20 protein-coding genes are annotated in these 19580 nt (G+C 61.5%); 3 read left to right on the forward strand and 17 right to left on the reverse strand.

Going from position 1 to position 19580, the window contains the following annotated elements; all coding sequences use genetic code 11:
* Positions 1 to 5: 5 nt before the first annotated feature.
* From DSM14862_RS12960 to DSM14862_RS13005, 10 genes are read right to left on the reverse strand one after another with little or no spacing between them, the layout of a single operon-like run.
* Positions 6 to 773 (reverse strand): oxepin-CoA hydrolase, alternative type, encoded by a 768-nt coding sequence (locus DSM14862_RS12960; RefSeq protein WP_007117711.1) that lies wholly within the window; start codon positions 771 to 773, stop codon positions 6 to 8.
* Complete coding sequence (locus tag DSM14862_RS12965) at positions 770 to 1177, reverse strand: PaaI family thioesterase (RefSeq protein ID WP_007117712.1); 408 nt, start codon at positions 1175 to 1177, stop codon at positions 770 to 772. Before DSM14862_RS12965 ends, DSM14862_RS12960 begins: the two co-directional genes overlap by 4 nt.
* Positions 1158 to 2291, reverse strand: coding sequence for an acyl-CoA dehydrogenase family protein (locus tag DSM14862_RS12970; RefSeq protein ID WP_007117713.1), 1134 nt, complete (start codon positions 2289 to 2291; stop codon positions 1158 to 1160). Before DSM14862_RS12970 ends, DSM14862_RS12965 begins: the two co-directional genes overlap by 20 nt.
* Positions 2288 to 3487, reverse strand: a complete 1200-nt coding sequence (locus DSM14862_RS12975; protein ID WP_007117714.1) for an acyl-CoA dehydrogenase family protein — start codon at positions 3485 to 3487, stop codon at positions 2288 to 2290. Before DSM14862_RS12975 ends, DSM14862_RS12970 begins: the two co-directional genes overlap by 4 nt.
* 13 nt (positions 3488 to 3500) lie before the next feature.
* Positions 3501 to 4676 (reverse strand): acetyl-CoA C-acyltransferase, encoded by a 1176-nt coding sequence (locus DSM14862_RS12980; RefSeq protein ID WP_007117715.1) that lies wholly within the window; start codon positions 4674 to 4676, stop codon positions 3501 to 3503.
* Positions 4673 to 6769 (reverse strand): 3-hydroxyacyl-CoA dehydrogenase NAD-binding domain-containing protein, encoded by a 2097-nt coding sequence (locus DSM14862_RS12985; RefSeq protein ID WP_007117716.1) that lies wholly within the window; start codon positions 6767 to 6769, stop codon positions 4673 to 4675. The genes DSM14862_RS12980 and DSM14862_RS12985 overlap by 4 nt, the downstream gene beginning before the upstream one ends.
* Before the next feature lie 17 nt (positions 6770 to 6786).
* Positions 6787 to 7575 (reverse strand): IclR family transcriptional regulator, encoded by a 789-nt coding sequence (locus DSM14862_RS12990; protein WP_007117717.1) that lies wholly within the window; start codon positions 7573 to 7575, stop codon positions 6787 to 6789.
* A complete protein-coding gene (locus tag DSM14862_RS12995; protein WP_007117718.1) occupies positions 7572 to 8912 on the reverse strand; it encodes a TRAP transporter large permease in 1341 nt (446 codons plus the stop codon). The genes DSM14862_RS12990 and DSM14862_RS12995 overlap by 4 nt, the downstream gene beginning before the upstream one ends.
* Positions 8912 to 9445: a TRAP transporter small permease gene (locus DSM14862_RS13000; RefSeq protein WP_007117719.1), complete on the reverse strand. Its 534-nt coding sequence runs from the start codon at positions 9443 to 9445 to the stop codon at positions 8912 to 8914. Before DSM14862_RS13000 ends, DSM14862_RS12995 begins: the two co-directional genes overlap by 1 nt.
* A gap of 25 nt (positions 9446 to 9470) precedes the next feature.
* Positions 9471 to 10526, reverse strand: coding sequence for a C4-dicarboxylate TRAP transporter substrate-binding protein (locus DSM14862_RS13005; protein WP_007117720.1), 1056 nt, complete (start codon positions 10524 to 10526; stop codon positions 9471 to 9473).
* 211 nt (positions 10527 to 10737) lie between these two features.
* On the opposite strand from DSM14862_RS13005, the gene DSM14862_RS13010 reads away from it, so the two are divergent.
* Positions 10738 to 11382 (forward strand): 5-formyltetrahydrofolate cyclo-ligase, encoded by a 645-nt coding sequence (locus tag DSM14862_RS13010; RefSeq protein ID WP_040700218.1) that lies wholly within the window; start codon positions 10738 to 10740, stop codon positions 11380 to 11382.
* A gap of 17 nt (positions 11383 to 11399) precedes the next feature.
* On the opposite strand, the gene DSM14862_RS13015 is transcribed toward DSM14862_RS13010, so the two are convergent.
* Both DSM14862_RS13015 and DSM14862_RS13020 read right to left on the reverse strand, forming a co-directional pair.
* Complete coding sequence (locus tag DSM14862_RS13015) at positions 11400 to 12176, reverse strand: MBL fold metallo-hydrolase (protein WP_007117722.1); 777 nt, start codon at positions 12174 to 12176, stop codon at positions 11400 to 11402.
* 213 nt (positions 12177 to 12389) lie between these two features.
* Positions 12390 to 12902 (reverse strand): alkylphosphonate utilization protein, encoded by a 513-nt coding sequence (locus DSM14862_RS13020; RefSeq protein ID WP_007117723.1) that lies wholly within the window; start codon positions 12900 to 12902, stop codon positions 12390 to 12392.
* 444 nt (positions 12903 to 13346) lie between these two features.
* Between DSM14862_RS13020 and DSM14862_RS13025 the strand changes: the two genes are divergently transcribed.
* Positions 13347 to 14345 (forward strand): P63C domain-containing protein, encoded by a 999-nt coding sequence (locus DSM14862_RS13025; RefSeq protein ID WP_007117724.1) that lies wholly within the window; start codon positions 13347 to 13349, stop codon positions 14343 to 14345.
* A gap of 110 nt (positions 14346 to 14455) precedes the next feature.
* On the opposite strand, the gene lepA is transcribed toward DSM14862_RS13025, so the two are convergent.
* Entirely contained in the window at positions 14456 to 16255 is a 1800-nt protein-coding gene (gene lepA, locus DSM14862_RS13030; protein WP_007117725.1) for a translation elongation factor 4, read from the reverse strand.
* 214 nt (positions 16256 to 16469) lie between these two features.
* Here lepA and DSM14862_RS13035 point away from each other — a divergent pair, with 214 nt between their 5' ends.
* Positions 16470 to 16832: a hypothetical protein gene (locus DSM14862_RS13035; protein WP_243254267.1), complete on the forward strand. Its 363-nt coding sequence runs from the start codon at positions 16470 to 16472 to the stop codon at positions 16830 to 16832.
* A gap of 4 nt (positions 16833 to 16836) precedes the next feature.
* Here the strand turns inward: DSM14862_RS13035 and DSM14862_RS13040 are convergent, their stop codons facing one another.
* The 4 genes from DSM14862_RS13040 to DSM14862_RS13055 all read right to left on the reverse strand — a co-directional run bounded on the left by DSM14862_RS13040 (position 16837) and on the right by DSM14862_RS13055 (position 19563).
* Positions 16837 to 17298 (reverse strand): arsenate-mycothiol transferase ArsC, encoded by a 462-nt coding sequence (locus tag DSM14862_RS13040; protein ID WP_007117727.1) that lies wholly within the window; start codon positions 17296 to 17298, stop codon positions 16837 to 16839.
* Positions 17299 to 17778 carry a UPF0262 family protein gene (locus DSM14862_RS13045; RefSeq protein WP_007117728.1) on the reverse strand — a complete coding sequence of 160 codons (480 nt, stop codon included), beginning with the start codon at positions 17776 to 17778 and terminating at the stop codon, positions 17299 to 17301.
* 102 nt (positions 17779 to 17880) lie between these two features.
* A complete protein-coding gene (hisD, locus tag DSM14862_RS13050) occupies positions 17881 to 19182 on the reverse strand; it encodes a histidinol dehydrogenase (protein WP_007117729.1) in 1302 nt (433 codons plus the stop codon).
* 51 nt (positions 19183 to 19233) lie between these two features.
* Positions 19234 to 19563, reverse strand: coding sequence for a hypothetical protein (locus DSM14862_RS13055; protein WP_007117730.1), 330 nt, complete (start codon positions 19561 to 19563; stop codon positions 19234 to 19236).
* Between the last annotated feature and the right edge of the window lie 17 nt (positions 19564 to 19580).

Below are 19580 nucleotides of genomic sequence, written 5' to 3' on the forward strand. Positions count from 1 at the left end.
CCGGTCTAAAACCGGGGCTTACGTTTTTCCAAAAAGGCCGCGATCCCTTCGGCGGCCTCATCTCCGCCAGCAGCACGCGCCATAGCGTCGCGTTCGGCGTCAAGCTGATCGGCCTCGTTGGTTTCATAGGCTTGCGCCACCAACTGCCGGATCACACCCTGCGCCGCACGCGGGCCAGCGGCCAACGTATCGGCCAGCATCATCGCTTCGTCCAAGGCTTTGCCATTGGCGCAGATGCGGTTCACCGCGCCCAGTTCAGCAAAGCGCATGGCCATGACGGGGCGGCCCAAAAGGCACATCTCTGCCGCTAGCGGGCGCGGCAAAAGCCGGGCGAGCGACGCGGTAAGCCCCGCATCCGGCACCAAGCCAGCTTTGACATAGGCGGCGGTAAACTGCGCCTCTTCGCAGGCCACGATCATATCGCAAGCCAGCGCCAACGAGAGCCCCGCCCCGGCAGCGCCCCCTTCAATGGCCGCGATGATGGGCACCGGGCAGGCGCGCATGGCGCGGACCAGATCATGTAGCGCATCGACCCGTTCGCGGCGCACCTCCTCGGTGAGCTTGCGCCGCTCGATCAGCACGTTGAGGTCGCCCCCCGCGCAAAAGAACCGCCCCTCAGACGTCAGGATCACCGCACGAATGCGCGGCTCCTCGGCAAGGGTCATGGCTTCGGCGATTGCCTCGTAAAGCGCAGGCGTCAGCGCGCCGCGTTTCTCGGCGTTGCCGTTCCAGACGATCAGCCGGTCGCCCCGGTCTTCGATCCGCGCACTCATGTTTTCGCCCTTTTGAAAACGCCCGTGGCCCGCGACAGCAGCTTGCCTTCGGCGTCGTGCAACTGCGCCTCGGCATAGAGGATTTTATACCCCCCACCTGTCACGCGCCCTGTCGCGACAACCTGCCCATCGCGCACCGCCAAAATGTAATCGGTGGTCAGCGACAGGGTCAGCATTGGCACGAAGGGCCCGCTCATCGCGCAGTGCCGCGCGCAGGCAAAGCCTGTGGCCACATCCAAGAGCAGCGTATGCAAACCACCGTGCAGCACACCTGAGACGTTCAGGTGCTGCGGACCAAGGTCGAGGGTTACGCGGGTGCTGCCATCGGGGTTCGACAGATCGGGATGAAACCCGATGAGCTGCTGAACCCCGCTGGTCGGTGCCTCATGCGGCGGATAGTGCAATGAACCGCTCCAAATGATGATCAACGTCGCCAAAGCGGTGGTCCGCCATGGTGATGCGTTTGGCGATATGGGCCAGCTCATATTCCTGCGTCATGGCAATCCCGCCATGCATCTGGATCGTGTCCTCGGAGACCAGGCGGCCTACGCGACCCATCAGGTTCTTGGCGGCAGAGACATGGCGCTCGCGGCTGGCGCGGTCGTCGGCCAGATGCCCTGCGGCGTTGATGACGGCAGAGCGGGCCTGTTCGAGGTCGATGAGCAGGTCCGACATGCGGTGCGCCAAGGCTTGGAAGCTGCCGATGGGGCGGCCAAACTGCTTGCGCGTTCCAAGGTACTCGCGGGTCAGCGTGCAGGCGGTTTCCATGGCACCGAGCGTCTCCGCGCAGAGCGCGGTGGTCGCGACTGCGGTGCGGGCTTCAATGGCGTCGAAAGCCTTGCCCGCGGCACCCAGACGGGCACTTTCGGGCAGGGTCACATCGTCCAGCGTCACTTCGGCGGCACGGCCCCCGGCCAACAGCGCGTAGCCCGTGACGGTCAGCCCTTTGGCGTCGGCGGGCACGAGGAACAGAGAGATGCCTGCCTCGTCACCGGCCTCCCCGCTTTCGCGGGCAGAGACGACGATCATGTCGGCAGCCTCAGCATTCGCCACCACGGCCTTGCGGCCATTCAGCACGATGTCGCTGCCATTCTGCGCGGCGGTGGTGGTGACGCGATTGAGGTCATAACGGCTGCCCGGCTCGCCATGCGCAAAAGCCAGTTGCAACGCGCCGCCGATCAGCGCTTCGACATGCTCTTGCTGCGTCTCATTGCCGAGGTCAGCGATCAAACCGCCCGCCAGCACAGCGGAATCGAGCAGCGGCTCGACCACGCCAGCGCGGCCCAGTTCTTCGAACACGGTGGTCACGTCAAAGCCAGCGCCGCCAAAGCCGCCCTGCTCTTCGGTGAAGAGCGCGCCGATCACGCCCAGTTCGGCCAAGCCGTTCCAGATGTCAGCAGAGAAGCCTGCATCGCTTTCCAAGATGCCATTGCGCGTGGCGGTATCGTATTTGTCGCGCAGGAAACGGCGCAGGCTGTCTTGCAGCATCTGGCGTTCTTCGGTCAGGTCGAAGTTCATTTTGCACCTCCCAGCATGGTCTTGGCAATGATCTGTCGCTGGATCTCATTCGAGCCGCCAAAGATCGACAGTTTGCGGTTGTTGAAATACTGCGCGGCCACTGGCCCCGCTTCATTCGGGTCAGGCAGCGCGTCGTTGCTGCCCGCGACCGCTTCCGAGGCGAAGGGCATCGCATAGACACCCGCCGCACGGCGCGCGAGGTCATTGATCTCTTGCCGGATGATTGTGCCCTTGACCTTGAGCATGGAGCTTTCCACCCCCGGTGCCTGCCCTGCGGCGGCCTTGGAGATGATGCGCAAATTGGTTGTCGCCATCGCCATCAGGTCGATCTCGGCCTGAGCAACGCGTGCGGCGAAATGCGGGTTCTCGATCAGCGGGCGGCCCCCAGCCATTTCGGATTTGGCGATGCGTTTAACCGCCGAAAGACCAGCCTGAGAGAACCCAACACCCGCGATGTTGGTGCGCTCATGGGTCAGCAGGTACTTGGCGTAGGTCCAGCCCTTGTTCTCTTCGCCAACAAGGTTCTCGGCAGGCACCTTCACATCGTCAAAGAACACCTCGTTCACCTCAGCGCCGCCATCCAAAAGGATGATCGGGCGCACGGTGATGCCGGGGGTGTCCATGTCGATCAAGAGGAAGGAAATCCCTTCCTGCTGCTTCACGTCCTTGTCGGTGCGCACGAGGCAGAAGATCATGTTGGCGTGCTGGCCGAGGGTGGTCCACGTCTTCTGACCATTGACGATGTAGTGGTCGCCGTCCTTGACCGCCGCGCATTTCAGCGAGGCGAGGTCCGACCCGGCGCCCGGCTCGGAATAGCCCTGACACCACCAGTCTTCGCCCGACAGAATGCGCGGCAGCCAGTAGTCCTGCTGCTCTTTCGAGCCGAATTTTTGCAGCACCGGCGCCAGCATCGACAGGCCAAAAGGCACGATGCGCGGCGCGTGATGGGCGGCGGCCTCTTCTTCGAAGATATGGCGCTGCACGGCGTTCCACGCGGCCCCGCCGAACTCCTTGGGCCAGTTCGTTGCCAGCCAGCTCTGATCGTTCAGGATCGCGTGCCAGCGCTCGTGGCCTTCCTTGCCCAGTTCTTCGCCGCGCTTGACCTTGTCAGACAGGTCTTTGGGCAGTTTCTCGGCCAGAAAGGCCCGCACGTCTTCGCGAAAGGCGCGTTCTTCGTCAGAATAGCTCAGGTCCATGTCGGCCCCCTTTTCAGTAGATTTCAAAGAGGCCAGCCGCCCCCATGCCGCCGCCGATACACATCGTCACGACACCCAGCTTTGCGCCCCGGCGGTTGCCTTCGCGCAGGAGGTGGCCCGTCATCCGCGCGCCGGTCATGCCGAAGGGGTGACCGATGGCGATGGAGCCGCCGTTGACGTTGCATTTGTCGGGGTCGATCCCCAGCTTGTCGCGACAGTAAAGCGCTTGGCTGGCGAAAGCTTCGTTCAATTCCCACAGGTCGATGTCATTGACGGTCAGGCCATGGCGCTCCAGCAGACGCGGCACGGCAAAGACCGGGCCGATGCCCATCTCGTCCGGCTCGCAACCTGCGACGGCGAAGCCTTTGAACGCGCCCATGGCTTGCAGACCTTTCTGCTCAGCCTCTTTGCTGTCCATCAAGACCAATGCGGCGGCCCCATCAGAAAGCTGGCTGGCGTTGCCTGCGGTGATGAAAGCACCATCGCCGCGCACGGGCGTCAGGCCTGCGAGACCTTCCAGCGTGGTTGTGGGGCGGTTGCATTCGTCGCGGTCCACGGTGACTTCGCGGGTGGAAATCTCTTTGGTTTCCTTGTCCTGCACGCCCATTGTGGTTTGCATCGGCGCGATCTCATCGTCGAAGAGGCCGGCTTCCTGCGCGGCGGCGATCAGCTGTTGGCTGCGCAACCCGTAAGCGTCTTGGTCCTCTCGGGAGATGCCATAGCGTTTCGCCACGATGTCGGCGGTGTCGATCATCGCCATATAGACGTCGGGCTTATGCTCCATCAGCCACGCCTCTTTCACCGATTTGGCGTCGGGCTGCACCATCGAGATGCTTTCGACCCCGCCTGCAACCATCGGGCCTGCGCCCTCTTGGCAGATGGCGTTGGCGGCCATGGCGACGGTTTGCAGGCCGGACGAACAGAAGCGGTTCACGGTCACACCAGACGCGGTGACCGGCAGGCCCGCACGCAGGGCGATCTGCCGCGCGATGTTCGAGCCCGTAGCCCCTTCGGGGTAGCCACAGCCGATCATCACATCTTCGATGGCCGACGGATCGACGCCCGAGCGTTTGACCGCTTCGGCAACGACATGGCCGCCCATGGTGGCGCCGTGGGTCATGTTGAATGACCCGCGGAAGGATTTGGCCAGCCCGGTGCGGACGGCAGAGACGATGACAGCCTGTTTCATTTGGCAGCTTCCTTGTTCAGATCATCAAATGTGCGGTTGGTCTTGACCAAATCGACCAGCAGCGGCGCTGGTTTCCAGAACCACGGGTCTTTCTCGGCAAAGCCTTCGATCGCGGCGAGGACATTGGGCAGGCCCTGAATGTCGGCCCATTTCATCGGGCCGCCCCAGTAGCGCGGGAAACCGTAGCCAAAGAGCAGCGTCATATCGATGTCGAGCGGGCGTTTGGCGATGCCCTCTTCGAGCACCTTGGCGGCCTCGTTGACCATAGCGGACATGTAGCGGCGCACGATCTCTGCATCGGTAAATTCACGCGGGGTGATGCCGCGCTCTTTCTGCTCTTCTTCGATCAGGCGGGTGATTTCAGGGTTCGGCGTGCCGCCGCGTTTGCCTTTTTCGTAGATGTAATAGCCTTGGCCGGTCTTCTGGCCAAAGTGTCCCTGCTCACACAGACGGTCGATATAGGTCGGCACCCGCTCTTCGGGGTGGCGCGTGGCGGCCTTGCGCTTGCGCGTGGCCCAGCCGATGTCGAGCCCGGCAAGGTCGGCCACCGCGAAGGGACCCATGGCAAAGCCGAATTTCTCAAGCGCCGCGTCGATCTTATAGGGGCTGGCGCCGTCGAGCACCATGTGGTCCGCGGCCGTGCGGTATGTGGCGAGGATGCGGTTGCCGATGAAGCCGTCGCAGACGCCCGCGCGGACGCTGATCTTGCCCAGAGCCTTGCCGAGCGCAAAGCCGGTGGCGACAACATCTGGTGCGGTTTTGTCGGCGACGACGACTTCAAGCAGTTTCATCACATGGGCAGGTGAGAAGAAGTGCAGCCCGATCACATCCGCGGGGCGCGAGGTGCTGTCGGCGATTTCGTCAACGTCCAGATAGGAGGTGTTAGAGGCCAGCACGCAGCCCGGTTTGCAGACGGCGTCAAGCTTGCCGAAGACCTGCTTTTTGACGTCCATGTCCTCGAACACGGCTTCGACAACGAGATCGACGTCCGACAGGCTGGCGTAATCGGTGGAAACTGTCAGCGCCTCGCCGGTCAGCGTGTCAAACTTGGCTTGGTCAATCTTGCCGCGCTTCAGCGCGCCTTGCAGATTGCCCGAAATGCGGTCGTGCGCGGCCTTAGCGGCCTCGTCCTTCATCTCAATCAGCACAACGTTGAAGCCCGACAGCAGCGCCGCCGTGGCGATCCCCGCACCCATCGTCCCGCCGCCGATTACGCCGATGGCTTTCAGCGTACGCGGCTCGACGCCTTTGAGTTCGGGCAGATTGCTAACGGCACGCTCAGAGAAGAACGCGTGGATCATGCCTTGGCGCTGGTCGGTGTTCATCAGTTCCGAGAAGATGCGGCGCTCGGCTTTCATGCCCTCTTCGAAGGGTTTTTCTACGCCAGCCTGCACGGCACGCACGGCCTCGGCAGGGGAAATTTGGCCGCGGCCTTTTTTCAGCGTCGCCTCATAGGCAGCGTCCCAGTCGATGGGCGCAGGCGCAGGCATGTCGCAGATCGGGCGGCGCTCGGCACCGCTGTCGAGCAACTCGCGCACATAGGCCAGACCGACTTCTTGCGGATCGCCCTCTTCCACACGGTCGACGATGCCCATCTCAAGCGCCTGCGGTGCCTTGATGTGGCGGCCCGTTGTGATGGCATCCAGCGCGGGCTCAACGCCGATGAGACGCGGCAAACGCTGGGTGCCGCCTGCACCGGGGATCAGGCCAAGGTGCACTTCGGGCAGGCCCACGCGGGCCGTTGGCTGAGCGATGCGGTAATGCGCCGAGAGTGCGACTTCGAGACCGCCGCCGAGGCTGACGCCATGCATGGAGGCGACGACCAGAAGCGGCGAGGCTTCGATGCGGTTGCAGAGGTTCGGCAGATGCGGCTCCATCGGGGGCTTGCCGAATTCGGTGATGTCAGCGCCCGCGATAAAGGCACGGCCCTCGCCCACGATCATCACGGCGCGCACGCCCTCTTCGGCCTCGGCGCGGTCCATTCCCTCGGCTAGACCTTGCCGCACGGCTTGGCTCAGCGCGTTGACGGGCGGGTTTTCGATGCGCAGCACGACGATGTCGTCATGGCGGGAATAGGCAATCTTGTCGGTCATTTTAGTAACTCCTTGTTCTATCCGCGCCGGGACAGGGCCGGTGCCCGTCCGGTGCGTTGTTCGATGCCGCTGACCACGTCACGCAGCGCTGGCCCCACTTGTGACAGAATGCGGCTGTCGGGCAAGTCGCCCGGCAAAGCGCCGCAGGTAAAGGCCACAGGTTCGCCGAATTCCCCTGCGTAATAGGGCACGCTCACGGCGTTGATGCTGCGGGCATAGCGGGTTTCAGGCGGGGCGAGGACAAAGCCCTGCGCCAGCAGTTGTTCATAGCCATCGCGGCGGAAATCGCGCAGTTGGTCGTCGGGGTCGAGCGCGCCGAAACGGTCTTCGTCAAGGCTGGCCAATGTGGCAAGGCCCGAGGACGAGCCATAGACGGGAATGCGGTGCCCCGGCTCTAGCCAGATGGTCGAGGCGGTATGCGGTCGCCATGTGCGCACCAGCATCATTCGGTCGCCGTCACGCACGGCGATGAGTGCCAGCGTGCGGGTCTCATCCGCCAACTGCTGCATCGCGTCTGAGGCCATGTCGACGAAACTAACCGCGACCGAGGCGACCGAGCCGAGCGCAATCGCCGCAGGGCCAAGGCGAAACTTGTCGTTGCGCCCGCCGTGGGCCAGATAGCCCAATTCACACAGCGTATAGGTCAGCCGTGATACCGTGGGTTTCGGCAGCCCTGTCCGCTCGGCAATCTGCGCGTGGCTCAGCCCGCTGTCACTTGCGCGAAAGGCCCGCAGAATCCCGAGGCCCCGCGCCAGTGTGTTGGCGAACTTGCGGTCGGTGACAGTATCTGACGCCGTCTGAATCATCGCGCGGCCATCGGGATCAGGAGCGAGATCATCGGGAAGGACATGATGAGGATCAGCACGATGAAGTCGACGCTAAGGAACCGCGTGATCCCGGCGAAGATCTTATCAATCGGTGCCTCGCGGCCCACCACATTGGCGATGACAAAGACATTCAAGCCGACAGGCGGTGTGATCAGCCCAATCTCCAGCAGTTTGATGACCACCACGCCGAACCAGATCAGGTTGAGGTCATAGCTTTCCACCAGTGGGATCATCAGCGGCAGGGTCAGAACCATGATGCCGATAGGGTCAAGGAACATGCCCAGCAGCAGATAGATCAACGCGATACAGATCATCAGCACGACAAGCGACATCTGCGCATCCGACACGAAACCAACGATAGTGCCCGCTACGCCAGTCAGCGCCACAAAAGCCACGAAGATCTTAGCGGCGGCAGCGATGAGGAAGATCGCGGAAGTCTGTACGCAAGTCTCTTTGACCGCCTCCCATAGACCCGCCCAATCCAGCTTGCCCTGCACGAACCCAATCAGCGTGGCCGAGACGACGCAGACGGCGGCGGCTTCGGTTGCGGTGAAGATACCGCCGTAGATACCGCCGATGATCAGCACGAAAAGCAGGATCGCGGGCCAGCTGTCTAAGGCCGCGCGCCAGCGTTCCGCCACACTGTAGCGTTGGTCGGTCGAGGGTGCGATTGCCGGATCACGCCAGACCCAGACGGCGATGACCAGCACAAAGCCCGCCAGCGTCAGTAAGCCCGGCAGGATACCTGCAAGGAACAGCGACGAGATCGAAGTCTCGGTAAAAATACCGTAGATGATGAACAGCACCGAGGGCGGGATCAGCGAGCCAAGCGTGCCGCCCGCTGCGACGCTGGCGGTGGCCAGTCGCGGGTCGTAGCCCATGCGCAGCATCTCAGGCGTGCAGATTTTCCCCATGGTCGAGGCGCAGGCAATGGAGGAGCCGGTGATCGCGGAGAAGCCACCGCAGCCCATGACGCTGGCCATGGCAACGCCGCCCGGTAGGCGCGTCAGCCAGACCTTGGCCGCGTGGTAGATTTTCGTCGTGATATCAGCCCGATACGCGATGTGACCTAGCGCCACAAAAAGCGGGATCATCGACAGATCGTAAGAGTGAATGAGGTCGAAGGAGTTGGAGAACACCATCGAGGTGGTCGCCCGGATCGCACGTTCGGGCATGAAAGTGCCGGTGCGGAAGGCGAAGATAAAGAAGGTGGCGACTGTCGCGACGGCGGCCAGCGTAAAGGCGATTGGCACGCGCAGGGCAAGCAGGATCAGGACCGCAGCAAAGGCGATCATTCCGATGGTCGAGGCATCCATTACAGCACGTCCTTTTCGACCATCAGGTCAGCAGCATGTTGTTGTTCGTCTGAGACGACCCCACCCGAAAGAACAGTACGTCCGTCGCGCCACGTAAGCTCAGCCAGCCGCAGGAAAGTGGCGATCATCCCGACAAGGAACAGCAGCCGTCCGGGCCATTTCGGCAGGTTCAGGTCGCCGTAGAAAAAGCTGCCTTTCTCGACCACGGCAAAGAATTCGCGTCCGCCGGAATAGATCAGCGGGGCCAGTGCCAGCATACCGATGGCAGAGCCTGCAACGATCAGCACCGAGCGGGCGCGGTCCGGAAACCGGTCCGTCACGAAGGCCACGGAAACATGCGCGCGTGCGGCTGTGGCGGCGGCGAGGGGCAGCAGGATGGCGGCGACCATGAGCTCTCGCACCATGGTCACACTATCGGGCACCTGACTGGCAAAGAGCGCGCGGGCGATCACGTTGGAGGTGATCAACACCCCCAAGGCGATCACCGCCAAAGCCCCCAGTCCCAACAGGATTTTTTCCAGATTTACCAACATATGCTGCCCCTCCCCAAGTTAGCGATCAGTTGCTTTTAGCTTCCCAAGGGTAGCCGTTCGCATCGCGCGCTTCGGTGTATTTGGTGATCAGCCCCTGATACTCCTCAAGCAGTTGCGCGCCTGGCAGGCCGGTGGAATCGGCGGTTTGCACCCATTCGTCGAGGAACTTTTTGCCCGCATCGACCAGCGTGGCACGATCTTCTTCCGGCAGCGTGATGATTTCGACGCCCTGCTCTTTCATCGAAGCGATGGCCTTTTCGTTGGCTTCAGTAATCAGACGACCGAACTCATCAGCCATGTCTGAACCAACAGATGCCAGCGTCTCCTGCTGCTCGGATGTCAGGCTGTCGTGCATATCCTTGTTCATAAAGATGCCAAGGCCGCCGACCTGACCCCAATCAAGGATCGTGTAGCTGTCCATCACTTCGGCCTGCTTGAGCGCGGCAACGGCATAGCTGTAGCCCTGCGAACAGTCGATCAATCCGGTGTCGAGCCCTTGGTAGGCGTCATAGATCGACATGTTGACCATGTTCGCGCCCTGCTCACCGAAGACCTTGCCATATGCGCCCACGCCGCGGACTTTCTTGCCCGAAATGTCGCCCACAGATTTGATCGCGCCGCCCTTGCAGCCGATGTTTACCTGAGAGGTCGTCCAAGTGCCAATATAGACGAGGTTTTTGTCGGCCAGATCGTCTTGGATTGCTTGGCTAGAGCGCATCAGCTCATCCGTAGCGCGCATGCCGACCCACGCATCGGGGTTGTTTACGGGCAGATCGGCGATGCCGTAGCCAGCCATTTCCTGCGGATAATAAACGGCGATGACCGACCCGGTGTCTGCCACGCCATCGGCGATGGATTGCACGGCGGCGTTGGACTTGAACAGCGCCCCACCCCACTGGATATCGAATCGTATGTCGCCGTCCGAGCGTTCGGCAACCTGATCGGCGAACCACTGCAAAGCGTCGGCGCGTGCGCCACGGTTTGGCCCGGCTTCACCATGAATCAATACGGTTTCAGCGCTCAACGCGCCACCAGCCAGCGCCAGAGCTGCGGCGCAGCTCAGGTGTTTGAAAATTGTCATGTAGGCTCCTCCCAGAGACTTGTTTCGCAATGTGAACCATTGTTTCACATATGTCGCAGGTCACGCTAGTCTGCAGGTCCGAACCAATCAAGCAAAACTTCGTACACACCGGGCCATAAGCCATAGGCGCCTGAAAACGCTGTATGAAAAGATCTAGCAGGGAGAAATAGCACCGCTTGCGCGGAACGCTGCAGCACGGCAGGCTGTCTATATGACTCAAGAGAGCGCCCCCTGCTTTGCCCACCTTATGGTGAACGGCCAACCTGTCGACCCGCAAACTCGGCGCGACGTGGCCCGCTTTCGCCGTGCGGAACGTGCGCGATTGATGGCCGCGCGGCGGGCGCTGTCGACGAACGACCTGATCGCGCAGTCGGGACGGGTGGCGCAGACGTTAGGGCAGTTGATCGCAATCGACCCGCCCCTGACCATCGCCGCCTATTGGCCAATCCGGGGGGAGTTGGACCTGCGCGGCTGGATGACAGAGATGCACGATCACGGTGCACAGATCGCGCTGCCTGTTGTAGAAGTCAAAGACGCGCCAGTAGTGTTTCACCGCTGGACGCCAGCGGGTGAGATGACACGTGGGGTGTGGAATATTCCGGTGCCTAGGACCGCCAGCCCAGTTGTTCCCGATGTGGTGATAACGCCGCTTTTGGGCCTTGATGCCGCAGGCTACCGGCTTGGCAACGGCGGCGGGTATTATGATCGCACGCTTGCCGCCCTACCCCAAATGCCGCGCTTCATTGGGGTGGGCCACGACTTCTGCCGCATGGAGACGATCTTCCCCATGCCGTGGGACATACCTATGCAACAGTCGGCGCTTGGGGATGGCACTGTGATCGACCACGCCCGTTAAGACGTGGCCGAGAGGGCTTAGCTGCCGTACCAGTCGCCGAATTTGACCTCGACATCGGTGCCGACCCGTTTGGCGAACGCCTCTGGATCCTGCGTGCCGCCATCTTTGCCCCGGAAGTGATAGGGGTAGACGTAGGTCGGCTTGAACTCAGACACAGCAGAGGCCGCCGCGTTGGAATCCATGGTAAACGGCAGGTTCATGCAGACAAAGGCCAGCGAGATGTTGGTCAGCTCGCGCATCTCTGGCGTGTCTTCGGTGTCGCCCGAGATATACACGCGGAAGCCGTCGAAGCCGAGGATATAGCCGTTGTCGCGCCCCACGGGGTGGAACTTCTTGCGCTCTTCGGTCGTGTTATAGGCCGGGATCGCGTTGATCGGCAGGCCGTTGAACTCAGTATTCTCACCATTGGCGATCTTGCTGGCCTTGGCGGCAAGCGCTTCGGGCAGCATGTCGAAAACGGCGGGGTTGGTGATGATCTGCACGTCATCCCCGGCCAATGCGGCAAGCGTGTCGGCGTTGTAGTGGTCGCCATGCTCATGGGTGATGAGGATCAGATCGGCAGCGGGGAATTCGCTGTATTGTGCGGGCTCGCCCACCGGATCGACATAGATCACGCCCGCCGGTGTCTCCAACACGATGGAGGCGTGATCGACGGGGTGTACCGTGATCGGGCCGGCATCCGTGTCGAATGTATCACCGCTGTGCGCGGCGGCGTGGGCGGCAAAGGGCAACAGCGTCACGATGCCGGCAGCGGCAGCGGAGGTTGCAAGGAAATGGCGGCGGGTGTGGGACATTTCAGGCTCCTGTTGGTTGCTGATACGGGACATAGCTGCCCCGACCTGCATTTCAACGCAGCGTTGATGGTGCGGCAAGCTTATGCCGGGCGGAGATTGAGGACCTCACGCGGTTGTGCGAGTGGCGCGGCGGCGCGGCGGCGCGTGGGAGGGTTTGGCGCGGAACGCCCCATAATGCTCCCCCGGCAGCACACACGGCCCGCGGGTGTCGGCTTAGCGCTTTTTCACAAACTCGGTCAGGATCACGATGCGCTGGCCCTCGACCCGGCCCTCAATATGGGCGGGGTTGTCGGCGACCAGCGAGATGCGGTGCACGGCGGTGCCGCGTTTGGCGGTGAAGCCCGCGCCTTTGACGGTGAGATCCTTGATCAGCACCACGGTATCGCCTGAGGCCAGCGGCACGCCGTTGCTGTCGCGGTGGGCGGAGGGCTGGGGGACGTTCTCGGCCCAAGCTCTCGTCTCGTCGTCGAGGTAGAGCTGCTCGGCTAGGTCGCGGGCCCAAGGCTCGGGGATTTTGGCGAGGGTGCGGGCGGCGAGCACCTGAATGGCGGGGTCTTCGGACCACATGGTGGAGGCCAAGGCGCGGAAGTGGGCAGGGTCTGGCGTGTCGCTGGCGGTCTGCTCGGCACAGGTGGCGCAGATCTCGGCGCTGGCGTCAGCGGGGCCACCGGGGACCGGGGTTTGGGTGAGCGGGGCGTTGGCTGTGGCGCAGAGGGGGCATGTCATGGGGGTGGTTTAGGGTGGTGCGACCGGATTGAACAGTCCGGGGGGCTGTTTAAAATGCTGAACGCGTAATTCGCGAGAATTGGGCCGGGGATATATTGGGTGTGGTTGATTGGGACCGCCGCGCCCGAACCGAGGGGCGAGGAAAAGCGAAGCGCCCGCCCCGTGTGGGGGTGAGACATGGTCCGGCGCAGCCGGATTGAACAGTCCGGGGGACTGTTCAAAGTGCCGAACGCACAATTCGCGAGAATTGGGCCGGGGATACATTGGGTGTGTTTGATTGGGACTGCCGCGCCCGAACCGAGGGGCGGGGATTAAGCGAAGCGCCCGCCCCGTGGGGGCGGTTCGGGCGCAGCCCAAACCCTTGGGGTTTAGCAGCCATGCTTGCACTCGCCGCACTGCAAGCATATGCTTGCATTACGGGTGTGCAAGCAAAGGAAGATTCGTATGGCTGAAGATCATCACTCAAAGGGCGGTCATTCGCGCGCAGAGAAACTATCAGCGGAACGGCGTTCTGATATTGCGCGGAAAGCAGCGGCGAGCCGCTGGGGAAACCTTCGTGAAGCGATTGGCCACGAAGGTTCATTAAAAATCGGAAACGCGGAGCTAGCTTGTTATGTGTTAGATGATGAGACGCGTGTGTTATCGCGCGCCAGCTTCGTTCGCGCTATAGGACGGACCGGGAAAGTCAAAGGCGGACGCAAGTTTGACGATGAATTTCAAACGCCCGTATTCTTGTCTGCGGAGAATTTGCGGCCGTTCTTCCCATCTGACATAGAGGATAATTCAAAGCCTATATTTTTTTCTGACGGCGCTTCAGAAATGATTGGGTACCGAGCCGAACTCTTACCTGATGTCTGTGATATTTTTGCGGATGCGGAACGAGCTGGGGAATTAAGATCCAATCAAAAACATATTGCTGAAGCCTGCCGAATTCTAAGCCGGGGTCTAACGCGAGTTGGAATCATCGGCCTCATTGATGAGGCCACAGGATACCAAAACTACAGGGCAGCAAATGCGCTCGCTCGCGTGCTGGAAAAGTTTATTGCTAAGGAGCTTCAACCGTGGGTAAAAACTTTCCCCGAAGATTTTTATAGGGAACTGTTTAGACTTCGCGGGATCAAGAATCCGGGGACAACCTTCAAAAAACCCCAATACTTTGGACATTTGACCAATGACGTAATTTACAGTCGGTTGGCACCTGGTGTGAAAGATGAACTCTCGAGAACGACGCCAAAGCTACCGTCTGGACGACGAAAACATCATCTTCATCGAAATTTGACACCGGAGCTGGGGCATCCGAAATTGCGAGAGCATTTAGCGTCGGTGACGACCATTATGAAATTGAGCAATGGATACGGAGATTTCATTCGCAAGCTAGATCAAATTCATCCTCGATTTGGAGAAACTATTCCGATGAACCTTAATGATTGGGATTCCGATTGAAGGGAGCTCAATTTTTCATGCCAGAGGCTTAATTCCTAAGTGCGTTGGAATTGGGTGCCCCAAATCGCTTTCGCCGACAGTCTTTCAACAGCCCTGAAGATGGCCAGCTTTTAGCCGTCCATCTTCAAGGCCGAGATGAAAGCCTCCTGCGGAATGTCCACCTTCCCGAACTGGCGCATTTTCTTCTTACCAGCCTTCTGCTTCTCCAGCAGCTTCTTCTTCCGCGTCGCATCCCCGCCGTAGCACTTCGCGGTCACGTCTTTGCGCATCGCAGACAGCGTCTCGCGCGCAATCACTTTGCCGCCGATGGCCGCTTGGATCGGGATCTTGAACATGTGGCGGGGGATCAGGTCTTTGAGCTTTTCGACCATCGCACGGCCCCGCGTCTCGGCCCGGTCGCGGTGGACCATGGTCGACAGCGCGTCGACCGGCTCATCGTTCACGAGGATCGACATTTTCACCAGCGCGTCGGTGCGGTAGCCGATCATCGCGTAGTCAAAGCTGGCGTAGCCCTTGGTGACCGATTTCAGGCGGTCGTAGAAGTCGAACACCACCTCGTTGAGCGGCAGATCGTAAACCACCATCGCGCGGGAGCCGGCGTAGGTGAGGTCCAACTGCATACCGCGGCGGTCTTGGCAGAGCTTCAACACATCACCGAGGTATTCGTCAGGCACGAGGATCGTCGCCTTGATGCGCGGCTCTTCGATGTGGTCGACATAGGTGAGGTCGGGCATGTCGGCGGGGTTGTGCAGCTGCTCGACGGTGCCGTCTTTCATATGGATATCGTAGATAACGCTCGGCGCGGTGGTGATCAGGTCGATGTCATATTCGCGCTCAATCCGGTCGCGGATCACTTCGAGGTGCAGCAGGCCCAGAAAACCGCAGCGGAAGCCGAAGCCGAGGGCGGCGGAGGTTTCCATCTCAAAAGAGAAGCTGGCGTCGTTAAGGGCGAGTTTCTCGATGCTGTCGCGCAGGTCTTCGAACTCGGCCGCGTCGACGGGGAAGAGGCCACAGAAGACCACGGGTTGCGCGGGTTTGAAGCCCGGCAGCGCTTTGTCGGTGCCTTTTTTCTCATGCGTGATGGTGTCACCCACGCGGGTGTCGCGGACCTGTTTGATCGAGGCGGTCAGGAAGCCGATCTCGCCGGGGCCGAGCACGTCGATCTCTGTCATCGCGGGGCGGAAGACGCCGATGCGGTCGACGTGGTGGACGGAGCCGTTTTGCATCATGCGGACGCGGTCGCCCTTTTTCAGCTGCCCGTCCATGATGCGGACAAGGACGATGACGCCGAGGTAGCTGTCGTACCACGAATCCACCAGCATGGCCTTGAGCGGCGCGTCGAGCGAGCCTTTGGGCGCGGGGAGACGGGTGACGATGGCTTCGAGTGTTTCTTTGATGCCGATGCCGGTTTTGGCGGAGACGCGGATCGCCTCGGAGGCGTCGATGCCGATGACGTCTTCGATCTGCTCGGCCACGCGGTCGCAATCGGCGGCAGGCAGGTCGATCTTGTTGAGGACGGGGACAATCTCGTGATCAGCGTCGATGGCGTGATAGACGTTGGCCAACGTCTGGGCCTCAACGCCCTGGGTGCTGTCGACGACAAGCAACGAGCCTTCGACCGCCCGCATGGAGCGGGAGACTTCGTAGGCGAAATCGACGTGGCCGGGGGTGTCGATCAGGTTGAGGACATAGTCCTGCCCGTCGTCAGCGGTGTAGTTGATCCGGACGGTCTGGGCCTTGATCGTGATACCGCGCTCGCGCTCGATATCCATGCTGTCAAGCATCTGTTCTTTCATATCCCGGTCGGCCACCGTTTTGGTGGATTGGATCAGCCGGTCGGCGAGCGTGGATTTCCCGTGGTCGATATGCGCGACGATGGAGAAATTGCGGATGTTTTCAAGCGGTGTCATGCAGGGGGATATGGCGCAGAGCCGCGCCTGCGTCAATTGGCCTTGAGCGTGTCAGACGCCCCTACCCGCCCCACATGGCGCTTTATCGCAACGTCCTGCGCGTTCGACCCCAAAGGAGAATTGCGCGACGGCCCCTTTTGCGGCATAAAGGCAGGCAGAGCAGACCGGGCCGACAAGGGGAAAACCCCATGGTCCAAAACAATAGGGCAAATCAATGCGGACAGTTGTAAGTTTGATGGCGCTCGTCGTCTTGGCGGGCTGTGGCGGGTCGCGGTATTCCAGCGATGCGGCCGTGGGGCGTTTTTCGCCCTCTCCGGTGCTTTTCGCGACCGGACCAATCCAAAAGGCATGTTTGGCCGATGGGCGGCGGGAATCGAGCCATACGCGCTGTGGCTGCGTGCAGGCTGTGGCGGATCAGACCTTGTCCCGCTCAGATCAGCGCCAAGGGGCCAAAATCTTCCGCGATCCGCATCAGTTGCAGGAAATGCGCCAATCCGACAACAAAAGCCACAACGCTTTCTGGAGCACGTGGAAGGCCTTCGGCCAAAGCGCCGCGGCGGCCTGCTCCAACACCTAATCGCTTAGTTTTCTTCTAACGGCGCGCCAAAACGGTCAATCAGCCGCCCGACGATCTGATCGCGGGCGGCGCGGAACTGCGTGAGCTTCGCCTCCCGCCCCTCGCCCAGCCCCGTGGGATCTAGGATCGGCCAATATTCCACGTCGAGATGATAAAACCGCGTCAGCTCCAGCGCCCGGCGTTGGCTGGCGGGGCTAAGCGCGATTACCAGATCGAATGACCCCAGATCGTCGCCCCATTCCTCCATCTCGTCAAAGCTGCGGCTGCGGTGGCGGGCCAGTTCCACGTCCAATTCGGCGCAGACGGCGATGGAAAAGCCGTCAATCTCCATGTCATTCTTGACACCCACGGATTGCACATAGGTGCCGGTGCCGTAGAATTTCTTCATCAACCCCTCGGCCATGGGCGAGCGGACGGCGTTATGGTCGCAGCAAAAGAGAACGGATTGAGGCAGCTGCTGCGTCATTTATCCGCCGAAATGCAAAACGCAGATCAGGGTAAAAAGCCGCCGTGCGGTGTCGGTGTCGATCTCGGCTTTGCCAGAGAGGCGTTCTTGCAGCACGCGGGAGCCTTCGTTGTGGATGCCGCGCCGGGCCATGTCGATCGTCTCGATCTGGCTGGGGGGCAGTTTCTTGACCGCCTCAAAATAGCTTTCGCAGATTTGGAAGTAATCCTTCACCACCTGCCGAAACGGCCCGAGGGACAGGTGAAATTCCGCCGCTTTTTCAGCGGCTTCAGTCTCCACATCAAATACCAGCCGCTTGTCGCGGATCGACAGGGACAAGTGGTAAGGGCCCGATGGCACCGGGCCTTTTTCGCGCTCTGGCAGAACAAAGCTGTTCTCTTCCAGCAGGTCGAACATCGCCACCTTACGCTCTTGATCGATTTCGGGCGTGGGGGGCGGCATGTTCGCGTCATCAAGCGCGATATGGGTGATGCGGGTCATCGACGCATCCTTTTTGCTGGCGATACGTCGTCTTGGATAGCGCAGCCCCGAGGGCGGGGCAATGCGAGATGGGAAAGGCAGTACATATGCACGCCCACGACCCTAGTCGTTCAACTTGCGCAGGCGCGCGGTCACCGACAACCCATGCGCTTCAAGGCTCTCCGATTGGGCCAGCCGCTCTGCCGCGGGGCCGATGGCCCTGAGCGCCGCAGGGGTCATTTGCGCGAGCGTGGTCCGCTTCATGAAATCGAGCACCGACAGGCCCGATGAGAACCGCGCCGAGCGCGCCGTCGGCAGCACGTGGTTCGGCCCGCCGACGTAGTCGCCAATCGCTTCAGGCGTCCACTGGCCAAGGAAAATCGCCCCCGCATGGGTGATCTTTTCTGACAGCGCTTTCGGGTCGGCGACGCACAACTCAAGGTGTTCTGGTGCGATGCGGTTGCTGAGCGCGGCAGCGACGTCCAGATCGGCCACGGTGATGATCGCCCCATTGTCGCGCCAGCTGGCCCCCGCAATCGCACGGCGTTCAAGGGTCAGCAGGCGCTTCTCCACCGCTTCCTCCACCGCGCGGGCGAAGGCGGGATCGGTGGTGATCAGAATGCTTTGTGCGCTTTCGTCGTGTTCGGCTTGGCTGAGCAAATCAAGCGCGATGAAATCCGGGTCGTTGTCGCCATCCGCAATCACAAGGATCTCCGACGGCCCTGCGATCATGTCGATGCCCACCTTGCCAAAAACACGCCGTTTGGCGGCGGCGACGAAGGCGTTGCCCGGCCCGGTGATCTTGTCCACCGGCGGAATCGTTTCGGTGCCATAGGCCAGCGCGGCCACAGCCTGCGCGCCACCAATGCGGTAAATCTCATCCACCCCAGCAATGCGGGCCGCCAGCAGCACCAGCGGGTTCAACACGCCATCGGGCGTCGGCACGACCATGGCCAGACGCTCCACCCCCGCCACCTTGGCCGGGACCGCATTCATCAAGACCGACGAAGGGTAGCTCGCCAATCCGCCCGGTACATAAAGCCCCGCCGCCGAGACAGGCGTCCAGCGCCAGCCCAAGGTCGCGCCATCTGGATCGGTCCACTCGGCGTCCTCGGGCAATTGCCGCGCGTGGTAGGCGCGAATGCGGTCGGCGGCGAGCTCTAGGGCTTTGCGATCTTCGGGGGAGACTTCGGCGACGGCTGCGTCGACCTCTGCCGCGCTGATGCGTAACGTGTCTGGCGTCAGGGTCACGCGGTCGAATTTCTGCGACAGGTCGATCACAGCGGCGTCGCCCCGTGCGCGGACATCGGCGATGATATCGGCCACCACGGCGTCGACATCGGGGCTGTCTTCGCGTTTGGCGTTCAGAAGTTTATCGAACGCAGCTTCGAAATCGGCAGCGGAGGCATCGAGCGTGACAGGCATGGGTTCAGGCTTTCGAAAAAGGGGGCAACCGCAACGGGCTGCCCAAAGGTATCAAGGCGCGGATGGTCGGCGCAGGCTGGGCTCAGCACGCAGGCCCGAGGTTTTGGCGGCGGCACTGGGGGCGGACCGCTGCGCGAGGCGCATGGCGCGGGTGTCTTGAGCGTTGTCGAAAACGGCCCGCGCAACATGGGCCGCAAGAATGGCAAAGAGCCCGCCTGCAATCGCTGCCGCAGGCGCCAACAAGCCCGGCAATGTGACGGTGCCCAAGAGGTGCCGCACCGCCAACGCCACCCCAAGCAACAAAAGCGCCCAGCCGGTCGCTTCGGTCATCAGGGCCGCCACGCGACCACGGGTAAATCTATTCTGTTTAAGTTCAGGCATCTCGCGATCCTTGGCAC

Source organism: Sulfitobacter indolifex (genome assembly GCF_022788655.1).
GTDB lineage: Bacteria > Pseudomonadota > Alphaproteobacteria > Rhodobacterales > Rhodobacteraceae > Sulfitobacter > Sulfitobacter indolifex.